Source organism: Brevundimonas sp. AJA228-03, assembly GCF_017795885.1.
GTDB lineage: Bacteria > Pseudomonadota > Alphaproteobacteria > Caulobacterales > Caulobacteraceae > Brevundimonas.
The window spans coordinates 2,948,532-2,970,170 of record NZ_CP059297.1 but is presented as its reverse complement, the minus strand read 5'-3'; the positions used below and the strand labels follow the sequence as shown (position 1 = coordinate 2,970,170).

General features: G+C 66.2%; 17 protein-coding genes. 9 read left to right on the top strand and 8 right to left on the bottom strand.

Annotated features, from left to right (window positions below):
• Positions 1-339: 339 nt before the first annotated feature.
• Both HZ989_RS14825 and HZ989_RS14820 read right to left on the bottom strand, forming a co-directional pair.
• Entirely contained in the window at positions 340-3,570 is a 3,231-nt protein-coding gene (locus HZ989_RS14825; protein ID WP_209321561.1) for an efflux RND transporter permease subunit, read from the bottom strand.
• Positions 3,567-4,715 carry an efflux RND transporter periplasmic adaptor subunit gene (locus tag HZ989_RS14820; protein ID WP_245162394.1) on the bottom strand — a complete coding sequence of 383 codons (1,149 nt, stop codon included), beginning with the start codon at positions 4,713-4,715 and terminating at the stop codon, positions 3,567-3,569. The genes HZ989_RS14825 and HZ989_RS14820 overlap by 4 nt, the downstream gene beginning before the upstream one ends.
• Before the next feature lie 220 nt (positions 4,716-4,935).
• Here HZ989_RS14820 and lepA point away from each other — a divergent pair, with 220 nt between their 5' ends.
• Together lepA and HZ989_RS14810 are read left to right on the top strand one after the other, a co-directional pair.
• Entirely contained in the window at positions 4,936-6,744 is a 1,809-nt protein-coding gene (lepA, locus tag HZ989_RS14815; protein ID WP_209321559.1) for a translation elongation factor 4, read from the top strand.
• Between the two features lie 207 nt (positions 6,745-6,951).
• Positions 6,952-7,179 (top strand): DUF433 domain-containing protein, encoded by a 228-nt coding sequence (locus HZ989_RS14810; protein ID WP_209321558.1) that lies wholly within the window; start codon positions 6,952-6,954, stop codon positions 7,177-7,179.
• A gap of 47 nt (positions 7,180-7,226) precedes the next feature.
• Here HZ989_RS14810 and tcmP read toward each other — a convergent pair whose 3' ends face one another.
• Positions 7,227-8,369, bottom strand: coding sequence for a three-Cys-motif partner protein TcmP (gene tcmP, locus HZ989_RS14805; RefSeq protein ID WP_209321557.1), 1,143 nt, complete (start codon positions 8,367-8,369; stop codon positions 7,227-7,229).
• 35 nt (positions 8,370-8,404) lie between these two features.
• Complete coding sequence (locus HZ989_RS14800) at positions 8,405-9,160, bottom strand: DUF5131 family protein (RefSeq protein ID WP_209321556.1); 756 nt, start codon at positions 9,158-9,160, stop codon at positions 8,405-8,407.
• On the opposite strand from HZ989_RS14800, the gene HZ989_RS14795 reads away from it, so the two are divergent.
• A complete protein-coding gene (locus HZ989_RS14795; protein ID WP_209321555.1) occupies positions 9,159-9,482 on the top strand; it encodes a hypothetical protein in 324 nt (107 codons plus the stop codon). The two genes, HZ989_RS14800 and HZ989_RS14795, sit on opposite strands and share 2 nt — an antisense overlap.
• A 14-nt stretch (positions 9,483-9,496) precedes the next feature.
• Here the strand turns inward: HZ989_RS14795 and HZ989_RS14790 are convergent, their stop codons facing one another.
• Positions 9,497-10,402 carry an HNH endonuclease gene (locus HZ989_RS14790; protein ID WP_209321554.1) on the bottom strand — a complete coding sequence of 302 codons (906 nt, stop codon included), beginning with the start codon at positions 10,400-10,402 and terminating at the stop codon, positions 9,497-9,499.
• A 234-nt stretch (positions 10,403-10,636) separates the two neighbouring features.
• Between HZ989_RS14790 and HZ989_RS14785 the strand changes: the two genes are divergently transcribed.
• The 5 genes from HZ989_RS14785 (at position 10,637) to HZ989_RS14765 (ending at position 19,335) form a co-directional block, all read left to right on the top strand.
• Positions 10,637-11,371, top strand: coding sequence for a hypothetical protein (locus tag HZ989_RS14785; RefSeq protein WP_209321553.1), 735 nt, complete (start codon positions 10,637-10,639; stop codon positions 11,369-11,371).
• Positions 11,372-11,518: 147 nt separating this feature from the next.
• Positions 11,519-14,971 carry an autotransporter outer membrane beta-barrel domain-containing protein gene (locus HZ989_RS14780; RefSeq protein WP_209321552.1) on the top strand — a complete coding sequence of 1,151 codons (3,453 nt, stop codon included), beginning with the start codon at positions 11,519-11,521 and terminating at the stop codon, positions 14,969-14,971.
• A gap of 34 nt (positions 14,972-15,005) precedes the next feature.
• A complete protein-coding gene (locus HZ989_RS14775) occupies positions 15,006-15,617 on the top strand; it encodes a DUF6445 family protein (protein WP_209321551.1) in 612 nt (203 codons plus the stop codon).
• 54 nt (positions 15,618-15,671) lie between these two features.
• Positions 15,672-15,917 (top strand): hypothetical protein, encoded by a 246-nt coding sequence (locus tag HZ989_RS14770; RefSeq protein ID WP_209321550.1) that lies wholly within the window; start codon positions 15,672-15,674, stop codon positions 15,915-15,917.
• 79 nt (positions 15,918-15,996) lie between these two features.
• Positions 15,997-19,335: a S41 family peptidase gene (locus HZ989_RS14765; protein ID WP_209321549.1), complete on the top strand. Its 3,339-nt coding sequence runs from the start codon at positions 15,997-15,999 to the stop codon at positions 19,333-19,335.
• Positions 19,336-19,494: 159 nt separating this feature from the next.
• Here HZ989_RS14765 and HZ989_RS14760 read toward each other — a convergent pair whose 3' ends face one another.
• The 3 genes from HZ989_RS14760 to HZ989_RS14750 form a co-directional block, all read right to left on the bottom strand.
• The gene (locus HZ989_RS14760) at positions 19,495-20,166 is read right to left on the bottom strand and encodes a bifunctional 4-hydroxy-2-oxoglutarate aldolase/2-dehydro-3-deoxy-phosphogluconate aldolase (protein WP_209321548.1); all 672 of its coding nucleotides are present in this window, start codon (positions 20,164-20,166) and stop codon (positions 19,495-19,497) included.
• A gap of 78 nt (positions 20,167-20,244) precedes the next feature.
• Positions 20,245-20,463: a hypothetical protein gene (locus tag HZ989_RS14755; RefSeq protein WP_209321547.1), complete on the bottom strand. Its 219-nt coding sequence runs from the start codon at positions 20,461-20,463 to the stop codon at positions 20,245-20,247.
• Entirely contained in the window at positions 20,463-21,050 is a 588-nt protein-coding gene (locus HZ989_RS14750) for a peptide deformylase (RefSeq protein ID WP_209321546.1), read from the bottom strand. The genes HZ989_RS14755 and HZ989_RS14750 overlap by 1 nt, the downstream gene beginning before the upstream one ends.
• A gap of 98 nt (positions 21,051-21,148) precedes the next feature.
• Here HZ989_RS14750 and ybgC point away from each other — a divergent pair, with 98 nt between their 5' ends.
• Entirely contained in the window at positions 21,149-21,595 is a 447-nt protein-coding gene (ybgC, locus tag HZ989_RS14745; RefSeq protein WP_305852210.1) for a tol-pal system-associated acyl-CoA thioesterase, read from the top strand.
• Positions 21,596-21,639 lie beyond the last annotated feature (44 nt).

Below are 21,639 nucleotides of genomic sequence, written 5' to 3'. Positions count from 1 at the left end.
TGCCAGCCTCAAATGATACCGGGCCTGTGTATTCTATCTGGTCGAGCCCGGAGAAATGACGCTGCATCGTGCAGATTGTGCAGATTGTGCAGATTGTGCAGTTCCGGAGTAGGGGCAACGGGCTTGCTCTGCCCGATATCCTCCCGGTAGCAGGGATCCGGAATGAGGCTGAACGACATCCGCATCATTCGCGGTCGCAGGCCGCTCGCCCCCGATACGTCCCGTGCGTCCTGCCTTGAGGCCGCAAGGCCCGGCCTGGCATGGGCAACGCTTCGGACAAAGCAGCCGGACGGTCACCAGGGTCGGGCCTCCCGCGCAGGCGAAAGGCCCCGTACTCGTCTATTCCGCCGGACCGGAACCGAGGCTTGGCGGGGTCGCCAGTGAGTCGCCTGTTGCCGCGTCGCCCCGCTGGCCGGCGAACATCCGACTCATCCGGCGTTCGATGCGGACCTTCAGCCCGTCGATCAGGCTGAAGATGACGGGCACGAACAACAGAGACAGGGCGGTTGAGGTGATCAGCCCGCCGATCACGGCGACAGCCATGGGCGAACGGAAGCCGGTGCCCTCGCCGAGCGCCAGGGCGATCGGCAGCATGCCCAGACCCATGGCCAGGGTCGTCATGATGATGGGACGGGCCCGCTTGTGAGCCGAGTCCATCAGGGCGTCGTAGCGGCTCATCCCCTCGTGCATGGCGATGATGGCGTAGTCCACCAGAAGGATGGAATTCTTGGCCGCGATCCCCGTCAGCATGATGATGCCGATCAGGGCGGGCATGGACAGCGACTTGCCGGTGAGCAGCAGGGCGATGAAAGCCCCGCCGAACGAGACCGGCAGGGCGGCCAGGATGGTGATCGGGTGCAGGAAGCTTTTGAACAGCAGGACCAGCACCGCGTACATCAGCAGGATTCCGGTCACGATCGCGAAGCCGAAGCCGACGCCCAGCTCCTGGAAGCTCTCCACATCGCCGGAGGCGGCCTGGGCGACACCGGCCGGCAGGTTGGCGATCGAGGGCAGGGCGTTCACGGCCGTGGTCGCCAACCCGAGCGTCGTTCCGGGCATCTCCGCGGTGATGTTCGCGACGCGGCGCCGGTCATAGCGGTCGATCTGGTTGGGACCGGCCCCGAAACTGATGTCGGCGACGGCCGAGAGGGGGACCGAACTGCCCGACGCGGTCGGTACTTTCAGATTCTCGATCACACTGATGGATTGGCGGGAATCTTCGGTCAGCATGACGCGGATGGGAATCTGCCGGTCGCCCAGGTTGAACTTGGGCAAGAGCTGGTCGGCGTCGCCCAGGGTGGCCACGCGGGCGGCCTGGCTGATGTCCTGGGTCGAGACGCCGGTCAGGGCGGCGACATCGGCCTTTGGCGTGATCAGGATTTCAGGACGAACCAGGGCGGCCGAGGATACCACGTTCGACAGGCCGTCGATGCCACGCATCTCGCGGGCCACATTGGCGGCGGTGGCCTCCAGCGTCGCGCCGTCGTCGCCCACCAGGGCGATGGTCAGCAGGCTGCCGCCTCCCCCGCCGCCGCCACTACCGAACTGCACGCGGGCACCGGGCGTCTGGCGAAGGATCGGCCCCACCTCGGCTTCCAGCGCCTGTTGGCTGATGCTGCGATCGGCCTTGGGCACAAGGTTGACCGTCAGACTGGCACGGCGGACCTCCCCGGCGCTCGAATTGCCTCCACCGCCGAAGCTGGTCGTGGCCGAGCCGATCGACGAATAGACCGATGCGACCTCGGGCCGCTTCTGCAATTCCCGGGTGATCCGCTGAACGGCGGCGTCGGTCTGGTCCAGGGTGGTGCCCGGGGCCATCTCGACCGTCACGCTGGAACGGGACACGTCTTCGACGGGAATGAACTCGCCCGGGATCCTCGTGGCCAGCCAGATCGAGAGGAAGAAGAACAGGCCGCCCATGCCCAACACCCACAGTCGATGATCCAGCAGGCGATCCCTGATCCGCCGCCCCAGCGGACGCCTCGCCCTCACCAGGTCCGTCTCGGCGCGCGATGCCGAACTGCCCAGCGCCCAGGCCAGGGCCTTCTGATAGGGGGCCATCCAGAACGGATCCGCGTGTTCCTTGCCCTGATCGGCCTTCAGCAGATAGGCACCCATCAGGGGTGTCAGGGTTCGGGCGACCAGCAGGGAGAACAGCACGCTGACGCAGGTGGCGATGGCGAAGCTCTTGAAGAACTGCCCGACGATGCCCGGCATGAAGCCCGTGGGCGCAAACACCGCGACCAGGGTGGCGGTGGTGGCCAGGACCGCCAGGCCGATCTCGTCGGCCGCCTCGATCGCGGCGGGATAGGGTGCCTTGCCCTGCCGGATGTGGCGGACGATGTTCTCGATCTCGACGATGGCGTCATCGACCAGGATGCCGACCGTCAGCGACAGGGCCAGCAGGGTGACCACGTTCAGGGACTGGTTGGTCAGGTCCATGATCCAGAACGTCGGGATCAGCGACAGGGGCATGGCCACGGCGGTGATGAAGGTCGCACGCCAGTCACGCAGGAAGACGAACACCACGATCACGGCCAGGATCGCGCCAAGCAGCAGAGCCTCGACCGAGGCGTGGAAGTTGTTGATGACGTCCGAGGTGGTGTTGGCGACCTCCTCGATCGTCACGTCGGCGCGTTCGGCGTCCAGGGCCTCGATCGCAGCCCTGGACTGCTCGTAGACGTCGACCTCGCTGGACCCGATCGAGCGGACGACGCCGAAGCCGACCACTTCCTGTCCGTTGAACCGGGCACGCCCGCGCGGCTCGGACCACTCGTCCATGACCTGGCCGAGGTCGCCCAGCCGGACCGTGCGGCCATCGACGGGGATCAGGGTCTGCGCCAGGGCCTCGACCGACGATGCCGAGCCGACCGTCCGGATCGCCTGTTCCTCGCCGCCGATCTCGCCGCGCCCGCCGGGCAGATTGATATTGGAGCCGCGCAGCTGGCTCGAGACGGCCGCGGCCGTGATGCCCTGGGCCTCCAGCCGGCCTGGATCCAGCTTGATGCGGATTTCGCGATCGACGCCGCCGTCACGCTGGATCTGGCTGACGCCCTTCACGGTCAGAAGGCGCTTGGCCACCGTATTGTCGACGAACCAGCTGAGTTCCTCAGGGCTCATGCCCGGCGCGCGCACGACGAAATTGGCAATGGGAGTGCCGGTGAACTCGATGCGTTGAACGATCGGTTCCTGAACATCGGCGGGCAGGTTCTGGCGGATGCCTGTCACGGCATTGCGCACGTCATTGGTGACCTTTTCCAGGTCGACACCCAGCTGGAACTCGATCGACGTGGTGGAAACGCTGTCGTTGACCGTCGAAGTGATGTGTTTGACCTGCCCCAGACCGGCCACGGCATCCTCGACCAGGCGGGTCACCTGGGTCTCCATTTCGGTCGGAGCCGCCCCGGCCTGTACGACCGAAACGGCCACGACCGGCAGGTCGACGTCGGGGAAGTTATTGGTGCGCAGATTGAAGTAACTGCCGACGCCCGCCAGCGTCAGGATGACGAACATCAGGATGATCGGGATCGGATTCCGGATCGACCAGGACGAGATGTTGGCGAAATTCATCGCGCGGCTCCGGCAGCCGGAGTCGTCGCGGGTGCGCCGGCTGCGGCACTGGCGTCTGTCACGCTTACTGCGTCACCCTCGCCCAGGAACCCGGACCCCTGGACCACCACACGCTGACCGGCACCGAGACCTGCGGTCACCGCGACCAGACTGCCGGATCGATCGCCGGTCTGGACGGGCACGAACTTCACGGTGGAGTTGGCGTCGATGACATAGACGCCCGCCCGGCCCTCGCGGAACACGACCGAGTCCGATGGCACGGTCAGCACCGGCGCGTCGCCGACATCGATACGCGCGCGGGCGAACATGCCCGGACGCAGGCCGGTGCCGTTGGTCAGGGCCACGCGCGCGACGCCAAGGCGGGTCTGGGGATCGACTTCCGACGTCACGATCCGAACCGTGCCGGCGGTCTCGCCGCCCTGGTCGGCGACGATGACGGCCGACATGCCGGCGCGGACCAGCGGCAGGTCCGTCTCGGGCACCTGGGCGTCCAGTTCCAGACGGCCGTCGCGAACGATGCGGAACAGCTCCGAGCCCGCCTGAACGATCTGCCCACGCGTGACGCTGCGCCGGATGACGAGGCCCGACACCGGGGCGCGTACGGTGGCCTGATTGAGCTGGGTCTGGGTCTGGCTGAGGGCTGCGCGCGCCTGGGCGACGCCCGCCGCCGAGGCGCGCTGATTGGCCTGGGCTGTGTCCAGCGAGGCCTGGCTGAGGAAGCCGCGCTCTTTCAACTCCCGTGACCGGGCCAGGGCCGCATCGTCACGCGCGAGGTTGGCCTCGGCGGTCTGGACCTGCGCCTGCTGCTGGCTGAGTTGGGCGCGCAGGACGGCGTCGTTCAGCTGGACCAGGGCCTGACCCTGCCGGACATAGGTCCCCTCGTCGACGAAGACGCCAGTGGCGACCAGGCCTCCGGTCTCGGCGCCCACCGGCACCTCTTCCCAGGCCGAGACGCTGCCCGAGGCGTTGACGACACGCGGAAGGTTGGTGGCTACCACCGTCGCGGCCGTCACCGACTGACGCTGGACCGGTGCGGCCTTTTCCTTGTCCCCGCCTCCGCAGGCGGTGATCAACAGGCCCAGTGCCGCAATGGCACCAATGGTCAGGGCGGAGGAACGAAGGCGCGTCGGCGTCGTGGGGGCCACGGAAGGGTCCTGTCGATGAGGCGGGCGAAATCGCCGGCCGGAAGTCGGGTCTTTGCCAGGCCAAGCTTTGGCGGCGCGAGGCCTCATACCGCGTTCACCGCGCGTTCTCAAACGCGCGACCGTCGCATTACGTCGAAGTAATGGGCCACAGATGTGACGGTCGTTCGCACCTTCTGCCGCGTTGGCGCGACAGCCCGGGCCATGCTAACCGCGCCGCACCATGACGACGCCCCCCATCGACCGAATCCGCAACTTCTCCGTGGTCGCCCACATTGACCATGGGAAATCGACCCTGTCCGACCGGCTGATCCAGTTTACCGGAGGCCTGACGGCGCGGGAGATGTCGGCCCAGGTTCTGGATTCGATGGATATCGAGAAGGAGCGGGGGATCACGATCAAGGCGCAGACGGTGCGGCTGAACTATACGGCCCGGGACGGGCTCGACTACGTCCTGAACCTGATGGACACGCCGGGGCATGTGGACTTCGCCTATGAGGTCTCGCGCTCGCTGGCCGCCTGTGAGGGCTCGCTGCTGGTCGTGGACGCCAGTCAGGGCGTCGAGGCCCAGACCCTGGCCAATGTCTATCAGGCCATCGACAACAATCACGAGATCGTGCCGGTCCTGAACAAGATCGACCTGCCCGCCGCCGAGCCCGAGCGGGTGCGCCAGCAGATCGAGGACGTCATCGGCATCGATGCCAGCGACGCCGTCCTGTGCAGCGCCAAGTCCGGCATCGGCATCGAGGAGGTGCTGGAGGCCATCGTCACCCGCCTGCCGGCCCCGAAGGGCGACCCCGACGCCCCGCTGAAGGCCCTGCTGGTCGACGCCTGGTACGACCCCTATCTGGGCGTCGTGGTCCTGGTGCGCGTGTTCGACGGCCAGCTGAAGGCCGGGATGCGGGTCAAGATGATGCAGAACGGCTCGACCCATCTGGTCGACCGGGTCGGCGTCTTCCTGCCCAAGAACACTCCGGTCGAAAGCCTCGGCCCCGGCGAGGTCGGCTTCATCACCGCCCAGATCAAGGAGGTCGCCCACGCCGCCGTCGGCGACACCATCACCGACGAAAAGAAGCCCACGGCCGAGCCGCTGAAGGGGTTCAAGGACGTCCAGTCGGTGGTCTTCTGCGGCCTGTTCCCGGTCGACGCCGCCGATTTCGAGGACCTGCGCGCCGCCATCGGCCGCCTGCGGCTGAACGATGCCTCCTTCACCTATGAGATGGAATCCAGCGCCGCCCTCGGCTTCGGCTTCCGCTGCGGCTTCCTGGGGCTGCTGCATCTGGAGATCATCCAGGAGCGGCTCAGCCGCGAGTTCAACCTGGACCTGATCGCGACGGCGCCGTCGGTGGTCTACAAGATCGGCCTGAGGGACGGCACGACGCTGGACCTGCACAACCCCGCCGACCTGCCCGATGTGATGCAGATCGAGACCATCTCGGAACCCTGGATCAAGGCCACCATCCTGACCCCCGACGAATACCTCGGCGGGGTCATCAAACTGTGTCAGGACCGGCGCGGCAGCCAGATCGAGCTGTCCTACGTCGGCACCCGGGCGCTGGTGGTCTATGAGCTGCCGCTGAACGAGGTCGTCTTCGACTTCTACGACCGGCTGAAGTCCATCTCCAAGGGCTATGCCAGCTTCGATTACGAGCTGACGGACTACAAGGTCGGCGATCTGGTCAAGATGAGCATTCTGGTCAATGCCGAGCCGGTCGATGCCCTGTCCATGCTGGTCCACCGCGGCCGGGCCGAGACGCGCGGCCGGGGCATGGTCGAGAAGATGAAGGACCTGATCCCGCCCCACATGTTCGTCATCCCGATCCAGGCCGCCATCGGCGGCAAGATCATCGCCCGCGAGACCGTCCGCGCCCTGAGGAAGGACGTGACGTCGAAATGCTATGGCGGCGACGCGACGCGCAAGAAGAAGCTGCTGGAGAAGCAGAAGGCCGGCAAGAAGCGGATGCGCCAGTTCGGCAAGGTGGAGATCCCGCAGGAGGCCTTCATCGCCGCGCTGAAGATGGATGAGGATTGAGGGGGTTATACCCCCGACCAGGCCAGCACCTCTCCGGACTTAGCTATCTGAAATAGAACGCCATTCGGCATTAGGTCCGACCCGCGTTGCCGCTTCAGCGGCCGACTTATCCTCTCGATATCGACGAGCAGGATGATGGCGGCATGACACAGACCAACACGAACCACCCCGATTTCGCCGCGCCCGACTTTGCGCTAAGGTTCGGTCATGAGCGATCTTCTGGCCCGCATCACGATCCGTCCCGACACCTGTGGGGGGCGTCCATGCATCCGGGGCATGCGGATTCGTGTCAGCGATGTCCTGGGCATGCTGGCTGCCGGGGAAACCCCGGCCTCCATCCTCGAACACCACCCCGATCTGGAGGCCGAGGACATCTCGGCCTGCCTGGCCTATGCGGCGCGGGAGGTCGACCACGCGGTCATCCTCGCGGCGTGAGGATCAGAAGCCCAGCAAGACGCGGATGCGCCAGTAAGGTCGAAACGCTAATTGACTATCAACTGAATGATTGAATCACCTTGAGGCTTCCGACCTCCGGTACCCCAAGTGTTTGCGATCGTGTTCGATCGACTCAATTCGACGCAGATATCTTTCACGTTCGTTTCCCTAAGCATGAACGCTTGCAGCAAGACGTCTGTAACTTGGGAAAACCGCGTGGGTCCCGCTCGTAGGAGGTTGGTCAGATGCGAGCGCGCCAATAGCTTTTGTTGCGCAACGACTGATTCAATCGAGGCTTCCTGAACATCGGCTTCGAAAGCGGCGAACAAGTCGACGTTGCCCGTTTTGTCTTCACGCTTTCGTTCTTTGGCGGTAGACCGATTTCTCGCGTGCTCGCGCAGGGCAGCGTACTCGATGTCCCGAAACGCTTTTAGACCAGCACGATCTTTCGTCCCGTAGGCCAAGAAAAAGTGAGGCCTATCTTCCGTGCTTTTGTCGATCCGCGTGGAGACAACGTAGTCGAAGGAGCCGGCTTGTCGCAGGGTTGAGCGGAATAGACTTTCCACAGCCAAGGCGGGTTCCATGCCGGCCTCTAGGCGAGTTTGCCAGCCTGAACCTCCTAGGATTGGGTCGAGCGATCCAATGATCTTTTCGTCCGGATGGTTTAGGAAGCGGCTGACGAATGCGTACATAAAGTTGATGAGCACTTCGCATTTCTCACGCTGAAACAGCGGCGAGATTTTCGAGAATGGATATCCAGTCCAGCCGGTTGGATCGATAAAGATCAGTGGAAACGAGATACCGATAAACGATTGAATGGTAGGAACCGCGTCTTCGAACTTTCCGCAAAAAGTCTGAATCTCAAAGCCATCCGCGGGTCGATGATGAGGCCTAACAGCCGCTTCGAGCTGGGCGTATGCCTCAGGGTCGTTTTCAGAGAAGAAGCAGCGGATACGTCGCCGGAGTCCAGTTTGTTCCTTGATCAGATTCTGAGCGTCTTTTAGGACGTTGATGGCGATCATGAAGGACGTATCACCGTAGTCCTCTCGCTCGGCTTTCCAAGGCCCCGAAAAGCCGTCCACATACGTAACATCCCAATGCCGCAGCACCTTGAAGGCCAGCGCTTGCAGGTACTTTCGAAGGATGAAGTGCTTTGCTTGTGTCTGCTCACGACCAGCGTAGGCCTGCATATCGGTCGCCAACGAATCGCCTTTCAGTTGTCCGTTTACAACGTTGCAGATTCCGGTAGTTCGTTCCACTCCCGGCCGTGCAGCGATCGGCCAGTTGCTTTCTTATTCCGGCCTCCCCACTGCTTGAAGAAGAACGCCGTCCCGGCATTTCGACAGCAAAGCTGGATTTCCTCGACCCATTCCGGATCCATCACGCGCGCTCGCGGACCGGACTCGCCCCCAATGATCGCCCAATGAATGTCTGTTAGGTCGGCATTCGCCACCGACCCTATTAGGGGTTCGAACGACACGAAACGGATGATTGCTGGCGTCGCTCTTAGATCATCAAGCCGACTGAGAACCGCTGAGTCCTCAACGCTGGCACCCAGCCACACGTGCGGCAGTACCGGCAAGTCGAGTGCCACGAGCACCTCACGCATGCGCTCGGGTCGCTTGGTTAGAATTTGATATGTGTGCTGAGGTGTCTGTTCCATCACCTTCCACACGCGCGCTATGAATTCTGCAGGAACGTCCGCGTGAAAAAGGTCCGACATCGAGTTGACGAAAATCTTTCGCGGCTTGCGCCACTTGAGCGGGGCGTCGAGCGAGGCTTCGTCAAGTCGCACTTTTCCCGTCCAGACATAGCGATCGCCACTCTTTCGCGTCAGTCCCTCGTACTTTGGAACGCCCATCGCATCGAGCCGCGCCGCCATGCGCATTGCATAGCAGTTCGTGCATCCCGGCGTGATCACCGTGCAGCCGGCGACAGGATTCCAGGTAGAGTCTGTCCATTCAATCGTGGTGTCGGCCATGGTCGATCCTATCACTTTCGAGCGCAGAGCCGACCCATGCATTAACCATGCCACCACGAAATGTTCGTGCTATGTTCTCATTTGGCGGCTGGAATGGCAAGGAACAGAGATGACAATAGAGCGGGTCGCGTGGATTGCCGAAGTCGATCGCCTGATGCTGCGAGACTGGTGCATTGACACCTCGGACGCTGGCCTCAGCGACGACGAGCTCAATCGCTACTGGCAGGAAGGCGACAAGCCCTCAGCCTTCGTTGCGTGGTTTGCTGAGAAGCATGACCTGATCCGGTTCGAGCGGAACCCCTATGGACCGGGTCGAGCCTAACGTGGCCGCTATGTCTATCCCTTGAACCGATTTTCCCGGTGGAAGCTCAGGAACGCCGGATGGGGTCGATGGTTCGGATCGGGCGGAAGGTTGATGTAGCCGCTGGCGTTGATCAGACGTTCGACTTCGTCGGGCACATGCCCCTTGGCCTTCAAGATGCGCATGTCGTCAGCCACGGCGATCAGCCCGCGATCGAACAGCCAATGAATGGTACCCGATAGAGCAAGGCCATTGCGGACCGAGTCCGGGCCACGATCCTCTACCGCTTGGATATGCGCGGCTTGGACCTCTGGTCGGCCGCCGCCGTTGATCAATCGGAGGCCGGTGACGGCGCAGCGATTGTCATAGGCCGCGCGGACCGAACGGCGAAAGGCAACGTCCCTGAACGGCTTTGTGATGGTCAGCTCCACCATCGGCCGCTCAAACTGGGCCATGTCTTCAGCGAAACTTGAGAGCGGTGTGGCCAGGTCTGGTTGGATGGCGAAGTCGACGCGGGAGGTGCTGTAACCCGCCGCCAAAATTGCCTCGAACTCGTCTTCAGGGACGATGCGAACGGCATGGCCAAAGGCTCCCCTGTTCGTACCGCCGTCGTCGCGCCGAAGAGCGTTCTCGAAATATGTGCTGCCGTTACGAAATGAGACTGCCTGTTCGAAATCCAGATAGTCCGAAACGTGGCAATAGAAGTGATCAGCCTTCTTCGGGTCTTCCGTGATTTTATAGGGCCTCGCTACCGCGAAGTAGGACTGTCGCCCCCCACGGCTGCTCAGATGCTCCGAGCTTCGTCTGGGCTCGTAATACACGATCGTGTCGCCAAGCGTTCGCTCGACGCGGGCGAGATAGTCCCGGCCAAAGTGGTATCGTTCCTCGGGGAGGTCGTCGTAGCTCGGACTAAGCTTTGTCGTGAACACGCCCTTGGCCATGGCGGATGGTCGCGCAGGTTGTGCCTTTCCTCAAGTCGTTCTGGCGCGCGTCAAGAACCCCTCCACCGCTTCGCGGTCCCCCTGCCCCATGACGGGGGAGGAGAGGGGCGGGATGTCCGCTCCCGGGGACCGGATTGTCCGCGCTGGCGGCGAATTGGCGTTTCGTTTCAGGGGTGGCCGATGAAATCGCGGCGTCGAACGCGCCTTGTCTTCTGGCACGGCAATAATGGGGGCATGACCCGAGCCTATGTCGAAGCGCCCGCGACCCATTTCCGGCTGAAGCCCGAGACCTGGGCGATCATCGCCGAGGAATACAGGAACGGGGCGACGGCGAAGGACATCGGGGCCAAGTGGAAGGTCGCGCCCTCGTCGGTCTATCGTTACGCCTGCCGCGACGGCTGGACCAAGAAGGGGATGGGCGATGCGCGGGCGCGGGCCCATGCGCGGATGGTCGAGGAGGAGGAGGCCTCGGTCCGGTCGATGCAGCCGGTGGGGTCGCGGGCGCTGAAGGCGCTGTTCCAGCCCGCGCCGGTCGACGATGCCTCGGCGACGGACCCGGCCGAACTGGCCCGGGCGGCGACCCTGGCCAGCGGGCGGGCGATGAAGGGGCGGCTGTGGAACGAGGCGAAGGCTCTGGCCGGGCTGGCCGAGACCTATGCGCGGCTGGCGGAGCGGGAGGCGAAGAGCGCGGAGGCGGCGAAGATCACGATCGAGACCATCGATCTGCAGCTGCTGTTCGACATTCTGGTGACCGAGAACGATGCGGCCCGGGCGCGGTTCTGCGTGGAACCGGATGGCCCGGACACGGAGTCGCCGACCTATCCCTTGCGCAAGCGCTTTGCCCGGATCGAGGGTGCCAAGCGCGCGGCGGTCTCCGCGTGGCGCATGGACAACCTGCGGCGGATGCGACGTCTGGAAGCCCTGGTCCGGGAGCTGGGGGGCGAGGTGCCGGAGCGTGATGAGGGGTGACGATTGTGCTGTGAACGGACGGTCGTGGCGCGAGGCGTGGCCGCGAATCACCATCCGATGGCGGAATTGTCCCGTGCCCGATGTTAAGGGTTGCGAAACGCCCCCGTCGTCCGTCACAAAGGTTGAATTGTGTTTCCGGGGGCCTTCATGACGACCAATGCGAACCTGCGCCACAGCCTGATGCTGTCCAGCGCCATCCTGCTTGTCCCGATGGCGGCGGCAGCCCAGTCCGGCTATGTCGCGCCCACCTCGCCCGAGCCGCATAACGGCTATGTCGCGCCGGTCGCGCCCGTGCCCCACTCGGCCGGCCAGGTCGTGCCGGTCGCGCCGGAACCGCAGATCCTGATCGCCAACCCGAACACGCCGACGACGGCGCGGGACCCGGTCAACATCACCGGCATCGGCCAGATGATCATCGATAACGGCGGCGGTTCGGTGGGCCTGTGCACGGGCTCGCTGATCAACCCGCGGACGGTGCTGTTCGCCGCCCACTGCGTGAACACCCGGTCGGCCATCGCCTATGGCGCGGGCGGAACACGGATCGGGTTCGGCTTCGAGGCCAACCTCCGCGCCGAGGCTGCGGGCCGACCGGATGAGCTGATACAATGGCTGCTGGCCGGTCCCAACCAGTACCGGACCAACATCGGGTCGTCCTTCTTCAACGTCGATCAGGTCCGCTACAATCCGCTGTCGCTGGAGCCGGCGGCGCGAGGCTTCCTGTACGGCGATGTCGCGACCGCGACGCTGGACACGCCGGCCGCCGGCATTCCGACCTGGGCCATGCTGTTCTCGCCGCTGGCCCCGACGACGATCACGGCCGCGGGCACGGGCTATAACGTCGGCATCGCCGGATATGGCGGCAACGGCACGGGAACCAGCGGCACGGCCCCGATCGATTTCCGACGCCGGATCGCCGACAACATCGTCGGCGCCCTGACCTCGCTCCAGACGTTCGAAGGCTTCCTGTTCGGCGGTGCGCCCAACGGCCTGACCCAGAACCTCTATTTCATCGACTTCGACGATCCCCTGCGCGGCACGGCCGGGGCCAGCCGCTTCGATTTCAACGCCTTTCGCGACAATGCCCGAGGCACGACCGAGGGCACGACGGCCGGGGGGGATTCCGGCGGGCCGCTGATCCTGCAGAACGCCCAGAACCTGAACCTGGCCATCGGCGTGCTGTCGGGCGGCTATACGCGGTTCTTCGGTGCCCAGTCGTCGAACGGATATGGCACGGTCAGCTTCTATCAGCCGCTGTATCTGTACTGGGACTGGATCGCGGCGAACAATCCGTACCGCTATGTCAGCAATGTCGCGGGTGACCGGGCCTGGACCGATCCGACCAACTGGGTCACCACCCTGGATCCGAACTACCAGATCATCGGCCCCACCGGCCAGATCATCAACGGCCTGCCCAACGACCCCGGCCAGCAGAAGAACGGCACCTCGGGCCAGTTCGGCGAGATTTGCTTCCAGTCCGGCGGTATCAGCGAGTGCCTGAACGTCGCGACCGGCGTCAATCGGGTCGACACCCGGCCGATCGGGACCGGGGGCGGGTCCGACGTGGGTGTCGCCACCCATGCGCCCGGCGAGGCGATCATCGAGCCGGTCAGTGGCTATGCCGAGGCCCAGGTCGAGGTTTCGGGCGAGGCGACGGCCCAGGCCGGGGGGACCATCGGTCTGGCCGCCCTGCCGGCCGCGACCCTGGCCAACGGCCTGCCGGGCGCGACAGGCTTCACGCCCAACAACGTGGATCCCGACCGCCTGACGGGTTCGATCGGCCGGTATTTCGACGTCAATCTGTCGGCCCAGGGCACCACCACGCTGAGCTCGACCGCCACGGTCGACCGGTTCCGGATCACCGGCGCCAACAGCCGTCTGAACATCGCCACGGGCGGGTCGCTGACCAGTCTGATGGACGTCAACCAGATGACCGGCACGCTGTCGGTCGACGGTAACCTGACCTCGCGCGGGGACTATATGATCCTGAGCGGTCTGCTGTCGGGCAATGGCCGGATCGCGGCACCGTTCGTGACCAATGTGATGGGCACCATCACCCCCGGTACGCTCGGCGGCGTGGGCGCCCTGGGGATCGACGGCAATCTGGTGCTGTCCTCGGGCAGCCGGCTGGTGATCGATATCGCGACGACCGGCGCCGATCGCCTGAGCGTCGCGGCAGGGTCGGGTCAGGCGGGCACGGCGCTGCTGGGCGGGACCCTGACGCTGAACGCCATCGGTCGGCCGAGCTATGGCGCGAGCTATACCGTGCTTTCGGCCGCGGGCGGCGTGACGGGCCAGTTCACCACCCTGAACACCCAGCTGACCCCGATCCTTTACGGCACCGTCAGCTATACCAGCTCGTCCGTGGGCGTCCGCATCGACGCTCTGGACTATGCCACCCTGAGCGGCGTGCGCCGGGGGGAACTGTTCACCGGTCGACTGCTGGATGCCAACCGGGCGGCCAACTATGCGGCCCTCGCCGGGATCTACGATCAGACGGACATCCAGAGCCTGGCCGGCATCCGTTCGACCCTGAACCAGCTGGCACCGCACGTGGCCCTGGCCAAGCGGTCCCAGGCCGTGCTCGTCAATGAGGTGCTGGCGGACTTCACGTCCGACCGGATGCACAAGGGCGCCCGCCACGACCTGGCCGGCACCCTGACCATCGGCGGCAATCCCGCAGCCATGTCGCTGAATGGCGAGTTCGACCGTCAGTCGCTGATGACCCAGCTGCAATCCGCGACGGGCCCTGTCCGGCGCATGACCCTGCCCGATGACGTCGGTGCCTATATCCATGCCGGTTATTTCGAAGGCGATTCCCGCCCGACGTTCGGTGGGGACAAGCGCGATACGCTGGACGGCTGGTTCGGCGTGGCGGGCGTGGAACTCTATCCGGAAACGGGCTGGATGCTCGGTGCCAACCTGGCCTATGCGAGCAGCGACGGCTCGGCCACGCCCCTGCAGAAGACCGGGTCCGACACCTTCCGCGGCGCGATCTACGCCACGCGTGAAGTCGGCGACGGCTTTATTCTGTCGGTCGGCGGCAACATCGGCACGACCAGCCTGGACACCGAGCGCCTGGTGACGCTGGGCACGACGACGCAGACCCTCACCAGCTCGGAAGACGTCTTCTCCTTCGGTGGCGAGGCCTCGATCAGCAAGGAGTACGAAAATGGCGGCGTCTTCATGACGCCCCAGGCCAGCCTGCGTGCCACGACCACGGATTTCGATGACGTGCGCGAAACCGGGGGCTCGGCCGCTCTGGATATCGGCAGCGGGCGCTACAACAGCTTGCAGGGCCGTGTGGGCATCGACTTCGCGCTGCCGTTCAACACCCACGGCTATGCCATCGCGCCGCACAGCTCCGTCCGTCTGGTGCATGAGTTCAGCGATGGCGACGCCCCGTTCGTGGTGGGCTTTGCGGGCGTGGGCAACCGGCTGAGAGTCCCGCGGGCGACCGGCGAGAACAGCTGGTTCGAGCTGGGCGGCGGACTGTCGGTCAGCCGGGGCGACATGAAGCTGGACATCTCGGCCGACACGACGACCGAGCGGGACGATATCAACTACCAGACCTACCGCGCAGCGCTCAGCTGGCGCTTCTGACGTCGATCGTGCGAGGTCGCGAGCGGGGGCGGGCGTGAGCCTGCCCTCGGTCGTCCTGGTCGACGACTTCCTGGCCAATCCCCAGGACCTGCGTCAGCGTGCGCTGGCCCTGGGATATGACCGCGCTGCGCAGCACGGCAACTATTCGGGGGTCACCTCGGACCGGGCGATCGAGATCCCGGGCCTGGACGAGACCGTGTCGCGCCTGATCGGAGTGCCGGTGCAGGCCGCGCCGGGCACCCTGCATGGCCACTGCCGGATCGCATTGGCCAGCGACCGCGGGGCCAGCGGCGTTCATATCGATCCGGCCTATTTTTCCGGCATCCTGTATCTGAGCCCGCCGGAGCACGCGCGGGGCGGAACGGACTTCTATCGCCACAGGCGCACGGGGCTGGACCGTGTTCCGATGACGGACGATGGTCTCGTCAGGGCTGGCTATGGCGACATCAACGCCCTGATCGAAGATGTCGTGAACCGCGACACCCTGAAGCCCAGTGCCTGGGAAAGGACGATGAGCCTTCCCATGCGGTTCAACCGGCTGGCCCTGTTCTCGCCCTGGCTGTTCCACAACAGCCGGCCCGGGTTCGGCACGACGCCCGAAACCGGACGACTGGTCTATCTGATGTTCTTCGCGGCGCGTTCGTAGGTTTGCATTCGCTGCGCCCTTGACGCCAGGTCCGAACAGGCCCCTGTCGCGCGGATGGCGACCGAGACCGTGTTTATCGTGCAGGCCTATGTTCAGGGGCGCGGCAGCGGGCTGAAGGCGGAGCCTCAGGTCGGATGCAAGGATGCCGCGGAGGCACAGCGCAAGGCCGAGCGGCTGGCCCCCCTCCGGCTGGGCGTGGTGGCGTTTTCGGTCTCGGCCGATACCGAGATGGGCGATTACGACGAGAGCCCCACCATCCTCTTCCGGGCCGGGCGTCTGCCCGAGATGTTCGAAGCCTGAGCCCGATGCCCCTGGCGCGCGGCCTTGCCAGCGTCGATCCGCTGACGGAGTATCCCTGCCTGTTCCATGGGGGTTGAAGATGGTTCTGGGTCTGGGTCGCCGGATGGCGTTGTGGCTCGCATCGAGCGCACTGGTCTCGGGAGGGCTGGCGGGCGAGGCGTCGGCCCAGTCGCAGATCCTGCAGCAGCCCGCGATCAGCGCCGATCAGGTGGCCTTCGTCTATGGCGGGGACCTGTGGACCGTGGCGCGCGGCGGCGGGCGGGCGCAGCGCCTGACGATCGGGGTCGGGATCGAGAGCGCGCCGATGTTCTCGCCCGACGGACGCAGCATCGCCTTCACCGGCGAATATGACGGCAACATCGACGTCTATACCGTGCCGGCCAGCGGCGGGCAGCCGAAGCGGATCACCTGGCACCCCGGCAATGACGCAGCGGTGGGATGGTCGCCGGACGGCAGCCGGGTCCTGTTCCGCTCGAACCGGTCGGCGGCCAGCCGCTACACCCAGCTGTTCTCCGTGTCGGCCGAGGGCGGCGCGCCGGATGTCATGCCTCTGCCCTATGCCCACACCGGCCAGATGTCGCCGGACGGGCGGGCCATCGCCTACAGCCCCTTCGCCCCGGCTTTCGGGTTCGAGTTCGGCAACTATACGGCCTGGGGCAACTATCGCGGCGGGAGGGCGTCGACCATCAAGGTGACGACGCTGGACGGGCTGGCGACGGTCGAGGTGCCGCAAGGCCAGGGCAGCAACGACCTGTCGCCGGTGTGGATGGGCGGCAGGATCTACTTCCTGTCGGACCGCGACGGGCCGATCTCGATCTACAGCTACGATCCGGCGACGCGGGCCGTGGCCAGTGTGTGGACCAACGACGGGTCGCCGATCCGGTCGCTGTCGACGGACGGCCGGACCCTGATCTTCGACCGGCTGGGCACGCTGTCGACCCTGGTGCCGGGCGGCGAGCCGCAGGCCCTGGGCGTGGACGTCGCCGGTGACATGCCAGACGCCCGGCCGCGCATCATCAATGTCGCCGACCAGGTGCAGGCGGTCAGCCTGTCGCCCTCGGCCGCGCGGGTGGCGGTGGAGGCGCGGGGCGAGATCCTGACGGCACCGGTCACGCGCGGGTCGGTGCGCAACCTGACCAATACGCCGGGCGTGATGGAGCGCAGCCCGGCCTGGAGCCCGGACGGGCAGAGTGTGGCCTATTTCTCGGACGAGTCCGGCCTGTATGCCCTGCACGTCGCGCCGCAGAACGGCGAGGGCGCGGTGCGGAAGTTTCCTCTGGCGGCCGAGCCGACCTATTACGCCAATCCGGTCTGGTCGCCGGATTCGAGGAAGATCGCGTTTTCGGACAACCATCTGCGCAACTGGGTTCTGGACACCACGACGGGGCGGCTCGGCGAGGTCGGCACGGCCCAGGCGCACGGGGGCTTCACCGTTCAGTCCACCGACATGGCCTGGTCGCCGAATTCGAACTGGCTGGTCTATTCGCGCAACGGGGCCAACCGGCTGACGGTGCTGAACCTGTATTCGGTGGCCGACGGGACATCCACGCCGCTGACCTCGAACCTGGGCGATGCGCGCGACCCGGCCTTCGATGCCGGGGGCGACTACCTGTATTACGTCGCCAGCAACAATGCGGGCGGCCAGACCTATGGGCTGGACATGACCAGCAACCTCTTCACGCCGACGCATTCGATCTATGCCGTCGCGCTGAACGCAGGCGTCGCCTCGCCGGTCGCGCCGCAGAGCGACGAGGAGGAGGGCGAGGCGGGCGACCGGACGACCGGTGGCGACGCCATGTCGGGGGCGAACACGCCGCCGAGGGCCATCGACATCGGCGGGATGACGCCCGACCAGATCCAGCGGCGGACGGTCGCCCTGCCGGTGCCGGTCCGGGCCTATTCGGACCTGACGGCGGGCAAGACCGGCGTGATCTTCTTCATGGAACAGACCAGTCCGGCAGGTGCCACGGGGCCCGCCGACATGTCGCTGAACCGGTTCACCCTGAAGGACCGCAAGGTCGAGGTGCTGGCCCAGCGGGTGGTGAACTTCGAGCTGTCGGCCGACGGGGAGAAGATGCTGATCTCGACGCGCGCAGGTGGAGAGGCGGTCCCGGGCACGCCGCCCCGCCCGCCGTCCTGGGCCGTGGTGCCTGCCAATGCGCCGGTGAAGGCGGGCGAGGGCGGGGTGTCGTTCGAGCAGCTGGACGTCCGCAGCGACCCGCGCGCCGAATGGGCCCAGATGTATCGCGAGCTGTTCCGCATGCAGCGGGCCTATTTCTATGACCCCAACTTCCACGGCTCGGACCTGACCGCCGTCCAGGCGCGGCTGCAGCCCCTTGCCGACGCCATCCTGTCGCGGACCGACCTGAACTATGTGTTCCACGAGGCCCTGACCGGCATGTCGGTCGGCCACCTGAGGGGTGGCGGGGGGACGATTCCGTCGGCGCGGCGCGTGTCGGGCGGCCTTCTGGGGGCCGACTATGCGATCCAGGGCGGACGCTGGTGCATCACCAGAATCTATGGCCCGACGGCCTTCTCGCCCGACGTGACGGGGCCGCTGGCCCAGCCGGGGGTGGATGCAAGGGTCGGCGACTGCGTGCTGTCGGTCGACGACCGGGCGGTCAGCGCCGACATGGACATCCAGGCGGCGCTGGAGGGCACGGCCGGGCGGATGGTGACGCTGAGACTGGGCGCGGCCTCGGGGGCCAACGGGCGCGACGTGACGGTGCAGCCGGTCGCCAGCGAGGCGCGCCTGCGCTACCTCGACTGGATCGAGGGCAACCGCCAGAGGGTCGACCGGCTGTCGGGCGGGCGGCTGGCCTATGTGCATCTGCCCGACACGGGGCAGGGCGGGTTCACCAGCTTCAACCGCTATTATTTCGCCCAGAGCGACCGCGAAGGGGCTGTCATCGACGAGCGGTTCAACGGCGGCGGCCAGATGGCCGATTACATCATCGAGGTGCTGGGGCGCGGGCTGCAGAGCTGGTGGGCGCCGCGCTACGGCTCCATCGACCGGACGCCCGCGCACGCCATCCTGGGGCCCAAGGTGATGATCGCCAATGAGGTCGCGGGCTCGGGCGGCGACGCCCTGCCTTGGATGTTCAAGCGCGAGCAGCTGGGCACCCTGGTCGGCAAGCGGACCTGGGGCGGTCTGGTCGGGATCGGCGGCATGCCGCCCCTGATGGACGGCGGCCAGGTCACCTCGCCCAACGTCGGCTTCTTCAACCCGGAGGGCGAATGGGAGGTCGAGAACGCGGGCGTGGCCCCGGACGTGATGGTCGATCAGGACCCCCGCGCCGTGGCCGACGGGGCCGATCCGCAACTGGACGCGGCGGTGGCCATCGCCATGCAGGCCCTGCAGGCGGCACCGCCCGAGCAGCCCCGTCGGCCGCCATATCCGGTGTATCCGCAGCGGTAATCGTCCCGTTCGTAATTCAGGGTCTGCGCCGCAAAGGGCGGCAACAGGGAAGCGGAGGAGACGGAGGGGTCATCAAGCGGGTGAGGTCGGTAGGGGGGCAAGACCCCCTCCACCACGTCGTGGTCCCCTCCCCATCGTTACGCGACAGGGAGGAGACGGTCAGGCCTGGCGGAACGCCTTCACCGCGTCCACGGCAGACCGGACCGAAGCCTCGATCCCCGCCCAGTCGCCGGCCTTGACGGCCGCATCGGTGATCAGCTTCGAGCCCATGCCGGCGGCGACGATGCCCGCGCCGAACCATCGGGCGATCGAGGCCGCGTCGGGATCGACGCCGCCGGTCGGCATGATCTTGGTCCAGGGCATGGGGCCCATGACCGCCTTGACGAAGTCCGGCCCGCCGACCGAGGCCCCCGGGAACAGTTTGATGATGTCGCAGCCCAGGGCGTGGGCCTCGGTGATGTCGCGCACCGAACCGCAGCCGGGGAAATAGGCGACCATGCGCCGGTTGCAGACCTGGGCGACCTCGGGGACGAGGGCCGGGCTGACCACGAAGCGGGCGGCGCGGTTCAGGTACAGGGCGGCCGTGCCCGCATCCAGCACCGAACCGATGCCGAGGATGATGTCCGGGTCGGTGCGGGCGATCTCGCGGGCGATGTCGGCGAACAGATCGACGGCGAAGTCGCCCCGGTTGGTGAACTCGATCACCGGCGCGCCGCCCCGGGCGCAGGCGCGGATGACGTTCAGCGCGACCTCGGGGTCCGCATGATAGAAGACCGGGCAGACGCCCTGGGCCTGGAGGGCGGTCAGGACGGTGAGGCGGTCGTGCGGCATGGCGGGCTCCGGAAAGGCTCAGCCGGAATCGTCCGGACGCGCCGTCCCGTCAAGTGACGTTGCGTTGCAGGGGGAGGCCTATTGCCAGCGCGTTCCCACGCCGCCGCCCTCGTCCCATTCGCCGCCGGCATCGAGCGCGTCGTCGAAGTCGAGCAGCCGGTCCAGCAGGACGCCGGCGAGCACGCCCAGGGCGGCGACGCCGACCAGGGTGGCGACCGAGCCGATGCCGATCTTCTCCGAGCGCGTCAGGCGACGACGACCGGTCGGGTCGATGATGCGGGACTTGGCGCGGGCCATCAGGCGTCCTCTCTCAGGCGCATGGTCTTCTTCACCCTGGACATGGCGCGGTCGCGGCGCAGGCGCGACAGGTGGTCGATGAACAGCACGCCGTTCAGGTGGTCCAGCTCGTGCTGGAAGCAGACGGCATACAGGCCCTCGATCTCTTCCTCGATGCGGGTGCCGCTGCGGTCCAGATAGGCGACGCGCACGCGGGCGGGGCGTTCGACCTGATCGAAATATTCGGGGATGGAGAGGCAGCCTTCCTCGTAGCAGAAGGTCTCCTCCGAGGCCCACAGGACCTCCGGATTGACGAAGTAGCGGGGATTGGGAACGCGGCTCCCGCCCTCGCCCTCGCCCTCGCCCTCTGCGGCCGGTTCGCCGCCCGCAGGGGCCGGGCCGTCGCCCAGGTCCATGACGACCACGCGCTGAAGCGCGCCGATCTGCACGGCGGCCAGGCCGATGCCGGGGGCGTCATACATGGTGTCCAGCATGTCATCCATCAGGGCGCGCACGGCGTCGTCGACCCCGTCGACGGGCTTTGACACCTGTTTCAGGATCGCCAGGTCGGAGGCGTTGTCGATGGTCAGGATGCGTCGGATGGCCATGTCCGTCAGGTAGGCGTGGGGGCCTCCAGGGTCAAGTTTGGCGCATGCCGCGCGGGTTTGCTGTAGGAGAGGGCCGACGCCGCGAAAGGAGCCCGACCATGACCGACCCGCCCGCCATGGGCCGCTTCGACGGCCGTGCGCATCTGTTGCCCGTGCGGGTCTATTACGAGGACACCGACTTCACCGGAGTGGTCTATCACGCCAACTATGTCCGCTATTTCGAGCGGGGGCGGTCCGATTTCCTGCGCGCCCTCGGCATCGGCCATGCGCAGCTGCTGGAGGGCGAGGCCCCAATGGCCTTCGTGATCGCGGAGATGAGGCTGCAGTTCGTCAAGCCGGCGCGGATCGACGACGCCATGGTCGTGCGGACCACCTATGATGCGGTGAAGGGTCCGCGGCTGATGATCTCCCAGGCCGTGGAGCGGGACGGCGAGGCGCTTTGCCGGGCGGAAGTGACGGCGGTCTGCATCCATCTGGACGGGCGGCCCCGGCGGCCGACGAAGGCCCTGGTCGAGGCGGTCGCGCCGTGGCTGGCATCCGTCTGACGGTTTCGTCACTTGCCGCGCGGGGCGGCGCGGCTAGACTCACG

What these genes read in the sequence shown, in the direction of transcription:
- HZ989_RS14785 (WP_209321553.1), top strand. Translation starts at nt 10,637, where the DNA reads ATGACCCGAGCCTATGTCGAAGCGCCCGCGACCCATTTCCGGCTGAAG.
- lepA (WP_209321559.1), top strand. Translation starts at nt 4,936, where the DNA reads ATGACGACGCCCCCCATCGACCGAATCCGCAACTTCTCCGTGGTCGCC.
- HZ989_RS14770 (WP_209321550.1), top strand. Translation starts at nt 15,672, where the DNA reads ATGGCGACCGAGACCGTGTTTATCGTGCAGGCCTATGTTCAGGGGCGC.
- HZ989_RS14795 (WP_209321555.1), top strand. Translation starts at nt 9,159, where the DNA reads ATGGTCGATCCTATCACTTTCGAGCGCAGAGCCGACCCATGCATTAAC.
- HZ989_RS14750 (WP_209321546.1), bottom strand. Translation starts at nt 21,050, where the DNA reads ATGGCCATCCGACGCATCCTGACCATCGACAACGCCTCCGACCTGGCG.
- ybgC (WP_305852210.1), top strand. Translation starts at nt 21,149, where the DNA reads ATGACCGACCCGCCCGCCATGGGCCGCTTCGACGGCCGTGCGCATCTG.
- HZ989_RS14790 (WP_209321554.1), bottom strand. Translation starts at nt 10,402, where the DNA reads ATGGCCAAGGGCGTGTTCACGACAAAGCTTAGTCCGAGCTACGACGAC.
- HZ989_RS14810 (WP_209321558.1), top strand. Translation starts at nt 6,952, where the DNA reads ATGAGCGATCTTCTGGCCCGCATCACGATCCGTCCCGACACCTGTGGG.
- HZ989_RS14760 (WP_209321548.1), bottom strand. Translation starts at nt 20,166, where the DNA reads ATGCCGCACGACCGCCTCACCGTCCTGACCGCCCTCCAGGCCCAGGGC.
- HZ989_RS14765 (WP_209321549.1), top strand. Translation starts at nt 15,997, where the DNA reads ATGGTTCTGGGTCTGGGTCGCCGGATGGCGTTGTGGCTCGCATCGAGC.
- HZ989_RS14800 (WP_209321556.1), bottom strand. Translation starts at nt 9,160, where the DNA reads ATGGCCGACACCACGATTGAATGGACAGACTCTACCTGGAATCCTGTC.
- HZ989_RS14780 (WP_209321552.1), top strand. Translation starts at nt 11,519, where the DNA reads ATGACGACCAATGCGAACCTGCGCCACAGCCTGATGCTGTCCAGCGCC.
- tcmP (WP_209321557.1), bottom strand. Translation starts at nt 8,369, where the DNA reads ATGCAGGCCTACGCTGGTCGTGAGCAGACACAAGCAAAGCACTTCATC.
- HZ989_RS14755 (WP_209321547.1), bottom strand. Translation starts at nt 20,463, where the DNA reads ATGGCCCGCGCCAAGTCCCGCATCATCGACCCGACCGGTCGTCGTCGC.
- HZ989_RS14825 (WP_209321561.1), bottom strand. Translation starts at nt 3,570, where the DNA reads ATGAATTTCGCCAACATCTCGTCCTGGTCGATCCGGAATCCGATCCCG.